Source organism: Microvirga lupini (assembly GCF_014191055.1).
GTDB lineage: Bacteria > Pseudomonadota > Alphaproteobacteria > Rhizobiales > Beijerinckiaceae > Microvirga > Microvirga lupini_A.
The window spans coordinates 93,881-105,122 of sequence record NZ_JACHWB010000010.1 but is presented as its reverse complement, the minus strand read 5'-3'; the positions used below and the strand labels follow the sequence as shown (position 1 = coordinate 105,122).

Below are 11,242 nucleotides of genomic sequence, written 5' to 3'. Positions count from 1 at the left end.
TGGCCCGAATGGCGCGGGGTGGAGCAGCCCGGTAGCTCGTCAGGCTCATAACCTGAAGGTCACAGGTTCAAATCCTGTCCCCGCAACCAATACACAAAACCCTCGAATGGCTCCGCCTTCGAGGGTTTTTGCTTGTCTGGAGCCTGACACCCTGACCGCGCGAACCGCGCCCGTTGAGCAAAGGGACAGGATGCGTGCTAGACTCGAGCAATAGACAGGCCGGATGCCTTTCGCTTTGACAGGCCCGCGAAAAGGCTGTCCTCCTGCAGGCGATGGGACAGCCAATGTGAAAGCGCTCCAGCCAATCAGGAAGCTCCGAACCAAAAATCGAGCGCACAACCCGACAAAACTTGTAGCAGCGGCTTCCCTTGGTGGCATCGCTCGCACCAGCCATAGACGAAGACAGAATTCCCGTTAGAGTGGAGCGGAGCCGTATCAGAAACGGTCCATCCTTCATGAGGGGAGTACATGTCTATGACACTGACACGCCGCGACTTGGCAAAGATTGGCCTCGGTTTGGGCGCCGCAGCGGCTCTCGGCCGCAACGCTTTCGCTCAGGGGCCGGCCTTCTTCCGGATCGGCACTGGTGGTACGGCGGGCACGTACTACCCTGTCGGCGGTCTCATGGCGAATGCCATCTCGAACCCGCCGCAGCTTGTTCTGACGGCTCAGGCCTCCAATGGTTCAGTGGCCAATGTGAACTCGATTGCCTCAGGTGCCCTCGAGTCTGGCTTCAGCCAAGCGGATGTGGCGTATTGGGCCTATTCAGGAACCGGCCTTTTCGAAGGCAAAGGCAAGATCGAAGATCTGCGTCTTCTGGCCAATCTCTATCCTGAGAGCATCCACCTCGTCGCGGCGAAGTCCGCGAACATCAAATCCGTTGCCGATCTCAAGGGCAAGCGCGTCTCTCTCGACGAGCCGGGCTCCGGCACCCTGGTCGACGCCCGCATCATTCTTTCCGGTTGGGGGCTCAAGGAGGCCGACGTCAAGGCCGACTTCCTGAAGCCCAACCAGGCGGCCGAGCGCATGCGCGACGGTGGTCTGGATGCCTTCTTCTTCGTCGGAGGCTATCCGACCAGCGCCATCACCGAACTCGCCGCTACGGGTGGCGGCATCGACATCGTTCCGCTGGCGGGAGCGGAAGCAGACGCGATCCGCAAGCAATACAGCTTCTTTGCCGCCGACGAGATCCCGGCCGGCACCTACAAGGATGTGGCTGCGGTGAAGACTCTGGCAGTTGGTGCTCAATGGATCACCTCGGCCAAGGTGCCGGAGGCGGTGGTCTATAGCGTCGTAAAGGGGCTCTGGAGCGACAAGACCCGCGCGGCGCTGGATGCCGGCCATGCCAAGGGCAAGCTGATCCGCAAGGAAAGCGCGCTTGCCGGTGCCGGCATTCCGGTTCATCCGGGCGCAGAGCGCTTCTACAAGGAAGCCGGGCTCCTCAAGAGCTGATCGTCGCCCAGCCCATTACCGTAAGCCTCCCGCGCCAGCCGCCGCGGGAGGCGCTTTGTTTGAAGTCGAGAACACGCCATGACCACCGCCAATGCCGATATGATCATCGAGGGCCGCAGCCTCGAGGAGAAGTTCGATCCCGAGATGCGCTTCCGGCCGCTCCCGACGGCGACGGCGTGGCTTGTCGCCGGCCTGCTTCTCGCGCTCTCGTTCTTTCACTACTACACGGCGGGATTCGGATTGCTGCGGGAGGCCACTCATCGCGGCATCCATATGGCCTTCGTGCTCGGCCTGATCTTTCTCGTCTTCTCGGCTTCGAAAAGGGGCTATGACCGGGTCGCGCCCTCGAATTGGTGGCGCCCGGGCAGCATTTCGCTCATCGATTGGGCGTTGGCCATCGCGGCTGCCGTCGCCAGCCTCTACGTTCCATGGATCTTCAACGAACTGGCATTCCGGGTCGGCAATCCCTCAACTACCGACGTGGTGATGGGCACGATCCTGATCGTCGTTTTGCTGGAGGCGACACGCCGCTCGGTCGGCTGGCCGCTGCCAGTCATCTCGATCGGCGTGATGCTCTATGCCTATTTCGGCCCTTCCATGCCGGGCATTCTCCAGCATCCCGGGGCGTCCTGGTCCAATATCGTCAATCACCTCTATCTCACCAGCCAGGGCATCTATGGCATTGCCCTGGGCGTTGTTGCCACTTACGTCTTCCACTACGTGCTCTTCGGCGTGCTGGCGACGCGGGTGGGCCTCGGCAAGCTCTTCATCGATCTCGCCACCGTTGTTGCAGGACGCTATGCGGGTGGTCCCGCGAAGGTGTCGATCTTCGGCTCGGCCCTGTTCGGGATGATCTCCGGCTCCTCCATCGCCAACACGGTGACGGTCGGCTCGCTGACGATCCCGGCCATGATCCGGGTCGGCTATCAGCGCCACTTCGCGGCGGCCGTTGAGTCGGCCGCCTCGACCGGCGGCCAGATCACGCCGCCGATCATGGGCGCGGCTGCGTTCCTGATGGTCGAGTTCCTGAACCTGTCCTATCAGACGATCATCCTGGCTGCGATCGTGCCGGCGTGCATGCACTTCTTCGGCGTGTTCATGCAGGTTCATCTCGAAGCCAAGAAGTCAGGCCTGAAAGGATTGCCGGCGGAGGAACTGCCGAAGGCGGCGAAAGTCCTCCGCGAGGGATGGCAGACGATAATGCCGCTTGCAGCCTTGCTGATCGTGCTGTTCTCCGGGTTCACGCCCTATCTGGCGGCGTTCTGGGGCATCACAGCCTGTCTCGTGGTCGGCGCCTCGCGGGTGCCCGTCATTACTCTCGGCTTCCTGGCCGCCATCGCGGCAGGCATTGCAACCGGCATGCTCACGCAACTCGTCTTCGTGGGGCCGGTGCTTGCCTTCGTGCTGGCGTTGCTGGTCTATACCTATCTCAGAAGCGAAGCCGGCAAAGCCGTGGTGTTCGATCTCATCGACGCCTTCGTGATCGGTGCGAAATACGCCATCGGCGTGGGTGCCGCGGCGGCGACCGTCGGCATCATCGTGGGCATCGTCACGCTGACGGGCGTAGGCTTCAAGATCTCCTTCATCGTCACATCCTTTGCAGCCCAACTGGCGCAAGGCTTCGTGGATCTCGTCCCGGCCGGTCTCGCCAATCTGAATGCCATGACGCTGTTCTTCACCCTGCTGATGACGGCGATCGTCTGCATCCTTTTGGGCTGCGGCGTGCCGACAACGGCAAACTACATCATCATGGTCACGGTTGCGGCGCCGGCGCTCGGGCTCCTCGGCGTTCAGCCGCTCGTGGCGCATTTCTTCGTGTTCTATTACGGGGTGCTCGCCGACATCACGCCGCCCGTGGCGCTGGCAGCCTATGCGGGGGCCAGCATGGCGGGCGCTGACCCGTTCAGGACCGGCAACACGGCCTTCCGCCTCGGTCTCGGCAAGGTGCTGGTGCCGTTCGTCTTCGTCTATGGACCGGCCATGCTCCTCGTCACGCCCGAGTTCACGTGGCCGGGCTTTCTGTTCGTCACGGGCGGTGCCATCGTCGGCATCATGTTCCTGTCGGCGGCCTTTGCAGGCTACGGGCTGACGGTGATGCGGGCCTGGGAGCGCTGGCTCATCGGCCTTGCGGCCCTGCCGATCATTGCGCCCGATCCGGAGACGACCCTGATCGGCCTTGCCATGGCGGCTCCTGTGGTCGTGTCCCAGGTGCTCAAGGGGCGGGCCGCCGCAGTGCCGAAGCCGGCCTGACATTCGAACTGCGGCGGGACCCGACCGCGAGAACCTGAACCATTCGGCGGCGCTTCCGTTGTTCTTTGTTGATTGAAGGACCACAGGAGAGCCGCATGGTCGATTACCGGAAGCTGTTGGATGCATTCATCGGAGCCATCGGCCGCCCCGATCAGCAGAGTTCGGGCCAACCGGCTCAAGCGGGCATGCGGCAGCAGGTCGAGAGGAGCGTGACCCAGGTCACAGGCCAGTCGCCCGATCAACTCCTGCAGAAGGCCAAAGATTTCGCCACGCAGCATCCCGGCCTGACCCAGACGGCTCTCGTCGGCTTGGCCGGGCTCCTGTTCAGGGGGCGCAAGAAGAGCAAGCTCACCGGCAATCTGGTTAGGCTCGGCGGGCTCGCGGTGATTGGCGGCCTGGCCTACAAGGCCTATCAGAACCAGCAGAGCGTTAAGGGCTCCGCCACCGGCGGGGCAGGCGACGCGACCGTTCCGACCATGGGCGGAGTACAGGCAGTCGCGGCTGAAACTCTTTCATCCCAGACGGACCAAACGGTCGAGCAGTCCGCCCTCAGCGTGCCGGAAACGTCGCGCTTCCACCCGGTGTCCCAGACCGAAGACGACGCGCTTCTCTTCCTGCGCACCATGGTGGCGGCTGCAGCCGCCGATGGCCATATCGACGAGGCGGAACGTTCTCGAATCACGAAAGGGTTGACCGAAGCAGGCATCGACCCGGATTCCACCCGCTGGCTCGAAACCGAAATGGCCTCGCCGGCCGATGTGGAGGAGCTTGCTGCCAATGTGAACGACCCGGAAATGGCCGCTCAGGTCTATTCGGCCGCCCGCATTGCCATCGATCCCGACACGATCCAGGAGCGCGAGTTTCTCAACCAGCTGGCCGAGGCTCTCGATCTCGATCCGGTTGTGCGATCCCAGATCGACGACACGGCCGGTGCGCTGAGCTGAAGAAGCCGTATCGGCTTCAGAGAGGCGAGGTTTTGCCTAAGGACCTGATGGTCTGGTACTTCACCGTGGTCTGCCTGCCACTTCCTTCCTCGTAGCGCTTGGCCAGCACGAAGCCGAGATCGGGCGAGTACAGGTCCGTCACTTCGGATGTGACTTTGCCCTCGGCATTGAGGTAGCGGTTGCGCACGATCAGCACGTTGTAGGAGCAGGAGCCGAGCTGGAACTGCTCCTGGCCTGTCACCGTGAGTTCGAGAGAGACGAGGGCCCCCACTTTGTCGGGTTGAGCCAACGCATAGGTGATGGCGCGGCGAGCCTTCAACTCGAGAGGGAACACGGTTCGCAGATCGGACACGGGAATGTTGATGCTCCGCGCCGTGTCGTCGAAGCGGCTGATCGGGAAGAAGCCCCGGTAGTAGACGACGTGCTGCTTCTTCCCGCTCGGGTAGGAATTCACCACGTGGACGAAGTGGTTGGGAGCTGGCCGAACCTCGGCGGTGGTTCCCTGCTGCTCCAATATGAAGCCAAGCTTTGCCGTCTGCGCCGTCGGGCAGTCGTTGGCATGAGCCTGAGAGGCCAGCATGGCTGTGATGGTCAGGAAAAGGGCGGATCGAAGCATCGTCAGCTTACACAGCGGGAGGAGAACTGCATGGCGCAAGACCATCTGCTCCTGCAATATCATAACGAATGATGGTTCGCCAGCAGGGGGCGCGGGCTCCCCTCAGAAGCTTTGCGGAAAGTTTCTCCTCAAGAGAGGACGACTTTCGTCAAAGGGATGGTTGATCTCCGCACCCGCTCCGGATCAAATACCCGTCAACTCGGTCACCGATCTCCAAAGGACATGAAGAATGGCTGATAGGCCTCACCGTCGCACCCCCGATCAGCTTCGCTCACGGCTCTGGTTCGATAACCCGGACAACCCGGGCATGACCGCGCTCTACCTGGAGCGCTACCTGAATTTCGGCCTCACGGGCAAGGAACTGCAGGGCAAGAAGCCGATCATCGGCATTGCGCAGACCGGGTCCGATCTGTCCCCCTGCAACCGGCATCATCTGGATCTCGCCAAGCGCGTGCGTGACGGCATCACGGCCGCCGGCGGCGTGGCCTTCGAGTTCCCGTGCCACCCGATCCAGGAGACGGGCAAGCGCCCGACCGCCTGCCTCGATCGCAACCTCGCCTATCTTTCTCTCGTCGAGGTGCTCTACGGCTACCCGCTCGACGGCGTCGTGCTGCTCACCGGCTGCGACAAGACCATGCCGGCCTGCATCATGGCTGCCGCCACTGTGAACATTCCGGCGATCTCGCTCAACGTCGGCCCCATGCTGAACGGCTGGCATCACGGCGAGCGCACAGGCTCAGGCACCATCGTGTGGAAGGCGCGTGAGCGCCATGCGGCAGGCGATATCGATTATCAGCAGTTCATCGACATCGTCGGCTCGTCGGCCCCATCCGTCGGCCATTGCAACACCATGGGCACCGCCTCCACGATGAATGCGCTCGCCGAGGCGCTCGGCATGTCGCTGCCGGGTTCGGCCGCCGTGCCGGCTCCCTATCGCGAGCGCGGCCAGATGGCCTACGAGACGGGCAAGCGCATCGTCGACATGGTGTGGGAGGACCTGAAACCCTCCGACATCATGACCCGCGAGGCGTTTGAGAACGCCATCGTGGCCAATGCGGCCATCGGCGGCTCCACCAATGCGCCGGTCCATATCAATGCAATCGCCAAGCATATTGGCGTTCCGCTCGACAACAGCGATTGGGAGCGGATCGGTTTCGAGATCCCGCTGCTCGTCAACGTGCAGCCCGCGGGCGAATATCTCGGCGAGGAGTATTTCCGCGCCGGCGGCCTGCCAGCCGTGATGGCCGAACTCATCGGCGCCGGCAAGATCCACGAGGACGCGATCACCTGCACGGGCACGACCATCGGCGAGAACTGCCGCGGCAAGCACACCTGGGATCATGACGTGATCCGCTCCTACGACAATCCGTTGAAGGAGAAGGCGGGCTTCCTCAACCTCAAGGGCACGCTGTTCGATTCCGCGATCATGAAGACGAGCGTGATCAGCCCGGAATTCCAAGAGCGCTATCTCAACAACCCGGAGGATCCGAACGCCTTCGAGGGGCGTGTGGTCGTGTTCGACGGCCCGGAGGATTACCATCACCGCATCGACGATCCGTCGCTTAACATCGACGAGCACACGATCCTGATCATGCGCGGCGCAGGCCCTGTGGGTTATCCCGGAGCCGCCGAGGTGGTGAACATGCAGCCGCCGGGCGCACTGATCAAACGGGGCGTTCTCTCTCTGCCGTGCATCGGTGATGGCCGGCAGTCCGGCACGTCCGGCACGCCGTCGATCCTCAACGCATCGCCCGAGGCCGCCGTCGGCGGCGGGCTGGCGCTGCTGCAATCGGGCGACCGCATCCGCATCGACCTCAACAAGCGCAGTGCCGACATTCTCCTGTCCGCAGAGGAATTGGAGAAGCGCCGCGCCGATCTCGAGGCGCGGGGCGGCTATGCCTATCCGGCGAGCCAGACGCCGTGGCAGGAGATCCAGCGCTCCATGGTCGATCAGCTCTCCGAGGGCATGACCCTGAAGCCCGCCGTGAAGTACCAGAAGGTCGCCCAGACCTTCGGTGTGCCGCGCGACAACCACTAGCGAGCAGCGAGGGCAGTCATGAACAGGCTTCAAGGAAAGACCGCCCTCGTGACGGCGGCCGGGCAGGGGATCGGACGCGCCATTGCAGAGGCGTTCCTCCGCGAGGGCGCGACGGTCTGGGCGACGGACCTCGACGTGGCGAAGCTGGAGGGGCTTGAGAATGCGCAGAAGCGCAGGCTCGACGTTCTCTCAAGCACCAGTGTCGAGCAGCTCGTCAGCGAGGCGGGATCTTTCGACATCCTCGTCAATGCGGCGGGCTTCGTGCATCACGGCACCATCCTCGAGTGCTCCGACAGGGATTGGGATTTCTCCTTCGACCTGAACGTGCGGTCCATGCACCGCACGATTCGTGCGGTGCTGCCGGGCATGCTGGAGAAGGGCCGCGGCTCGATCGTCAACATCGCGTCCGGGGCGTCCTCCGTACGCGGCATTCCCAACCGCTATGTCTACGGCACCACCAAGGCGGCGGTGATCGGCCTCACCAAGGCCGTGGCGGCCGATTTCATCAAGCGCGGGGTCCGGGCGAATGCCATCTGCCCCGGCACGATCCAGTCGCCGTCGCTGGACGAGCGGATCGCCGCTCAGGCCGAGAGCACCGGCCAGAGCCTGGACACCGTGCGCCAGGCCTTCATCGACCGCCAGCCCATGGGCCGGCTCGGAACGGCGGAAGAGGTGGCTGCGCTCGCCGTGTATCTCGCGTCCGATGAAGCGAGCTACACGACCGGGCACATTCATCTGGTCGATGGCGGGTTCGCGCTTTGATTTCGCTCTTCACGGGCAAAGACGAGTGTCATCCCCGGCGAGCGTCAGCGAGGGAAGGGGATCCACGATCACGCTCAGCGCCATGGATTCCCTTCCCCTGCGATGGCTGCGCCATCTCCGGCCGGGAATGACACCCTCCCTCGTCAGGGCCGGGCTTGTCCCGGCCATGCACGTTTTAGAGGCATGAAGACGTGGATCCCCGGAACAAGTCCGAGGATGACGAATAGGCGACGTCACGAAAGAACAATCGTTATAGCTGCCGCCCCTTGTATGGCGTCTCCGGCACCGGCGTCAGCGGTCCCTTGCCCTCGACCCATGAGACGATGTTGTCGGCCACGAGCTTGCCCATGGCGTTGCGGGTATGCACGGAGGCGGATGCGATATGGGGCAGCAGCACCACGTGCTCCATGTCGATCAGCTCCTGCGGCACGCGGGGTTCATCCTCATAGACGTCGAGGCCTGCGCTGAGAATGGTTCCGGATCTGAGGGCTTCGATCAGCGCCTGCTCGTCCACGACGGTACCGCGCGCCACGTTGATGAGTACGCCATTGGGCCCGAGAGCCTTCAGCACATCCGCATTGATCAGATGGCGCGTCGAGGCGCCGCCCGGCGTGATGACGATCAGCACGTCGCAGGCCTCCGCGAGGCCGGTGACCGTTGGGTAATAGGTGTAGGCGACATCATCCTGCTGCGTGCGCCCATGATAGGCGATGCTCACGTCGAAGCCCGCCAGGCGTCGCGCGATGGCCTTGCCGATGCGCCCGAGGCCGACGATGCCGACCTTCCGCCCGCGCAAGGTGGTCGAGAGCGGGAAGGAGGCTTTCAGCCATTGTCCTTCACGCAGATAGCGGTCGGCCTGCGGAATCTTGCGCAGGGTCGCCAGCAGCAGGCCGAGGGTGAGGTCGGCCACCTCGTCGTCGAGCACGCCGGGCGTATTGGTGACGACGATGCCGCGCCGGGCTGCTTCCGCCGCATCCACGTTGTCGTAGCCGACGCCGAAGCTTGAAATGATCTCCACGTTCGGCAGCCGGTCGAGGAGCGAAGCCTCGAGGCGGCCATAGAGAGTGCTGGTGGCAACGCCGCGGATGCGCGGCCCGACCTCCTTCAAAAAAGCCTCCTGATCCGGCTGCTCCCACAGGCGGTGCAGCGTGCAGGCTTTCTCCAGCGTCTCGACGACGATCGGCATCATCGGCGCGGTCATCAGGATATCGGTGCGGCTCATGGCGTTTCCTGTTGCGGTCTGTGATCAGGGGATGGCGCAGCGTGCGGCGGCACCGCGGCGCAGGGCCTCGTCGATGGTCCTGGCCTGCTGCTGGAGCGCGGTCTTCACATCCTGGGGCAGGTCGAGCCAATGGCACCCGCGCAAGGCCGCCTCCAGGGCATAGAGAGCGTTCAGGCTGACCTGACGGGGCAGCATGAACTTGAGGCGCCGATAGGCTTCGACGGCACCAATGGAGCGAAGCTCGCCGGCAGTCCGAATGCCGACCTCCCTCAGCCAGCCCTGCGTGACGGGACCGATGCCGGGCAGGCTATCGACGGGGGAATCGCTCATGAAGAGGTCTCCGGCTGGGTTCGTTTCGTGCGTTCGCGGGACAGCAAGTAGAGCCCCGATGCGATCACGATTCCAGCCCCGACGAAGGTCCAAGAATCGGGCCAGTCGCCGAACACGATATAGCCCAGGGCGAGCATCCAGATGATCTGGCTGTAGATGAAGGGCGCCAGGATCGCCGCCGGGGCCCGGGCATGGGCGAGAACGAGCAGCCAGTGTCCGAACCCTCCGTAGAAACCTGTGCTGGCCAGCAGGAACCAGACCAGCGGCGAGGACGGCGTGGACCAGACCCAGGGCAGCACCGGCGTGAGGAACACGATGCCGGCGACGCTCGAATACAGGGTTGTGGTCGCAACCGAATCGCTCGATGCGAGCATCTTGGTCACGATGTTGTAGAAGGCATAGGCCACCGAGCCGGCCAGCGACAGCAGGGCCGCGGGATGCATGGTGCCGAGTCCCGGCCGTGTGATCACGAGAATGCCGACGAACCCGACTGCGATGGCCGTCAGGCGCTGCCAGCCGATGCGTTCCCCCAGCATGGGCGCCGCCAGCAGCGCCACCAGCAGGGGCGTCGCGAAGATGATCGACTGCGTCTCGACCAGCTGCAGGTACTTCAGGGCGAGGAAGTTGCAGAAGGTGGAAGCGAGGAGCAGAAAGGAGCGCAGGAGCTGAAGGGGGAGGCGGCGGGTCCTCAGCGCTCCCGGCTGGGTTCGCGGGTTGATGACCATGAAGGTGAGCACGGCCGCCGACATGTAGCGGGCCCAGACCGTCACCATGGGGTCGACCGATTGGTTCACCCATTTGGCCGTGGCATCGAGACAGGAGAAGCAGAACAGTGCCGTGCACATGAGCGCGATGCCGATCATGCGGTTCTGGCGCTGCAACACCGGCTTGGTTTGGGACGTGGAGATGCTATCGGCCATCAATCGATGGTAGCGGTAGAATGATGTCGACGCGAATACCCGCAGCGCACGTCCCTCGTGCGCAGCAGGCAGGGGTGAGGCGTGCCCTGTCTAGGCCGTTGCGGCGAGTTCCGGCTCGCTGGCTTCCAGGCCATCGACCTCATCGTCGGTCTCGAACCCGGTCTGGTCGGCACCGGTGATGCCGGCCAGGTTCTTGGCGGCGCGGCGCAGGAGCTTGCGCAGGCGCTTGCGGTCCTTGTTGTCGAAGCCCTGGAGCAGCTCGCCCTCGACTTCTTCCCAGAGAGCGTCGATAGCGGCGGCCTTGCGCTTGCCTTCCTTGGTGAGCTTCACACGCACGACCCGGGCATCGCCCGGCTCCGTGTGACGCTCCACCAGCTTGAGGGCGGACAGGCGCGAGACGGTCTTGGAGGCGGTCGGCGGGCGCACCCGCAGGATGGCCGCCAGCTCGCCCATGGTCATGGGGCCGGAATTGCCCAGCGCCTGGAGCACCTGCTCCTGGCCGGCGAAGAGGCCGAGTTCGGAGAGCTTGTCGCCTGTGCGGCTTCGATGCAGGCGCGAGGCTTGAACCAGAGCCCATCCGACGCTCTTGATGCCCGGATGCTTGTTGTCGGTATCCATGGTCCCTCGCTGCTGAAAGCGTTGCCTCGCATACCATGCGCACGACTCATGACGGTACGATGACAAGCCGGCTCATTATTCACAGGCTAA

General features: G+C 63.8%; 10 protein-coding genes and 1 tRNA gene. 6 read left to right on the top strand and 5 right to left on the bottom strand.

Translation table 11 applies throughout. The features are described from left to right. Window positions 1-12 precede the first annotated feature (12 nt). From FHR70_RS22430 to FHR70_RS22415, 4 genes are all read left to right on the top strand, one after another. Window positions 13-89: transfer RNA gene (locus tag FHR70_RS22430), tRNA-Met, on the top strand. A gap of 385 nt (window positions 90-474) precedes the next feature. Then, window positions 475-1,452, top strand: coding sequence for a TAXI family TRAP transporter solute-binding subunit (locus FHR70_RS22425; protein ID WP_183454436.1), 978 nt, complete (start codon window positions 475-477; stop codon window positions 1,450-1,452). 78 nt (window positions 1,453-1,530) lie between these two features. Then, window positions 1,531-3,702: a TRAP transporter permease gene (locus FHR70_RS22420; RefSeq protein ID WP_183454408.1), complete on the top strand. Its 2,172-nt coding sequence runs from the start codon at window positions 1,531-1,533 to the stop codon at window positions 3,700-3,702. 95 nt (window positions 3,703-3,797) lie between these two features. Next, window positions 3,798-4,646 (top strand): tellurite resistance TerB family protein, encoded by an 849-nt coding sequence (locus FHR70_RS22415; protein WP_183454406.1) that lies wholly within the window; start codon window positions 3,798-3,800, stop codon window positions 4,644-4,646. 16 nt (window positions 4,647-4,662) lie between these two features. Here the strand turns inward: FHR70_RS22415 and FHR70_RS22410 are convergent, their stop codons facing one another. Then, window positions 4,663-5,262 (bottom strand): hypothetical protein, encoded by a 600-nt coding sequence (locus tag FHR70_RS22410; protein WP_183454404.1) that lies wholly within the window; start codon window positions 5,260-5,262, stop codon window positions 4,663-4,665. Between the two features lie 229 nt (window positions 5,263-5,491). Between FHR70_RS22410 and FHR70_RS22405 the strand changes: the two genes are divergently transcribed. Both FHR70_RS22405 and FHR70_RS22400 read left to right on the top strand, forming a co-directional pair. Next, window positions 5,492-7,300 (top strand): IlvD/Edd family dehydratase, encoded by a 1,809-nt coding sequence (locus FHR70_RS22405; RefSeq protein WP_183454402.1) that lies wholly within the window; start codon window positions 5,492-5,494, stop codon window positions 7,298-7,300. 18 nt (window positions 7,301-7,318) lie between these two features. Beyond that, window positions 7,319-8,062, top strand: coding sequence for an SDR family oxidoreductase (locus FHR70_RS22400; protein WP_183454400.1), 744 nt, complete (start codon window positions 7,319-7,321; stop codon window positions 8,060-8,062). A gap of 250 nt (window positions 8,063-8,312) precedes the next feature. Here FHR70_RS22400 and FHR70_RS22395 read toward each other — a convergent pair whose 3' ends face one another. The 4 genes from FHR70_RS22395 to FHR70_RS22380 form a co-directional block, all read right to left on the bottom strand. Next, window positions 8,313-9,284 carry a 2-hydroxyacid dehydrogenase gene (locus FHR70_RS22395; RefSeq protein WP_183454398.1) on the bottom strand — a complete coding sequence of 324 codons (972 nt, stop codon included), beginning with the start codon at window positions 9,282-9,284 and terminating at the stop codon, window positions 8,313-8,315. Between the two features lie 24 nt (window positions 9,285-9,308). Then, window positions 9,309-9,614 (bottom strand): TfoX/Sxy family protein, encoded by a 306-nt coding sequence (locus tag FHR70_RS22390; RefSeq protein WP_183454390.1) that lies wholly within the window; start codon window positions 9,612-9,614, stop codon window positions 9,309-9,311. Then, complete coding sequence (locus FHR70_RS22385; protein ID WP_183454388.1) at window positions 9,611-10,534, bottom strand: DMT family transporter; 924 nt, start codon at window positions 10,532-10,534, stop codon at window positions 9,611-9,613. The genes FHR70_RS22390 and FHR70_RS22385 overlap by 4 nt, the downstream gene beginning before the upstream one ends. 90 nt (window positions 10,535-10,624) lie before the next feature. Beyond that, window positions 10,625-11,152 carry a MarR family winged helix-turn-helix transcriptional regulator gene (locus FHR70_RS22380; RefSeq protein WP_183454386.1) on the bottom strand — a complete coding sequence of 176 codons (528 nt, stop codon included), beginning with the start codon at window positions 11,150-11,152 and terminating at the stop codon, window positions 10,625-10,627. Window positions 11,153-11,242: the final 90 nt, after the last annotated feature.

Excerpts from the sequence above, each read along its gene's own strand:
- FHR70_RS22425 (WP_183454436.1), top strand. The coding sequence starts at position 475 with ATGACACTGACACGCCGCGACTTGGCAAAGATTGGCCTCGGTTTGGGC.
- FHR70_RS22420 (WP_183454408.1), top strand. The coding sequence starts at position 1,531 with ATGACCACCGCCAATGCCGATATGATCATCGAGGGCCGCAGCCTCGAG.
- FHR70_RS22415 (WP_183454406.1), top strand. The coding sequence starts at position 3,798 with ATGGTCGATTACCGGAAGCTGTTGGATGCATTCATCGGAGCCATCGGC.
- FHR70_RS22410 (WP_183454404.1), bottom strand. The coding sequence starts at position 5,262 with ATGCTTCGATCCGCCCTTTTCCTGACCATCACAGCCATGCTGGCCTCT.
- FHR70_RS22405 (WP_183454402.1), top strand. The coding sequence starts at position 5,492 with ATGGCTGATAGGCCTCACCGTCGCACCCCCGATCAGCTTCGCTCACGG.
- FHR70_RS22400 (WP_183454400.1), top strand. The coding sequence starts at position 7,319 with ATGAACAGGCTTCAAGGAAAGACCGCCCTCGTGACGGCGGCCGGGCAG.
- FHR70_RS22395 (WP_183454398.1), bottom strand. The coding sequence starts at position 9,284 with ATGAGCCGCACCGATATCCTGATGACCGCGCCGATGATGCCGATCGTC.
- FHR70_RS22390 (WP_183454390.1), bottom strand. The coding sequence starts at position 9,614 with ATGAGCGATTCCCCCGTCGATAGCCTGCCCGGCATCGGTCCCGTCACG.
- FHR70_RS22385 (WP_183454388.1), bottom strand. The coding sequence starts at position 10,534 with ATGGCCGATAGCATCTCCACGTCCCAAACCAAGCCGGTGTTGCAGCGC.
- FHR70_RS22380 (WP_183454386.1), bottom strand. The coding sequence starts at position 11,152 with ATGGATACCGACAACAAGCATCCGGGCATCAAGAGCGTCGGATGGGCT.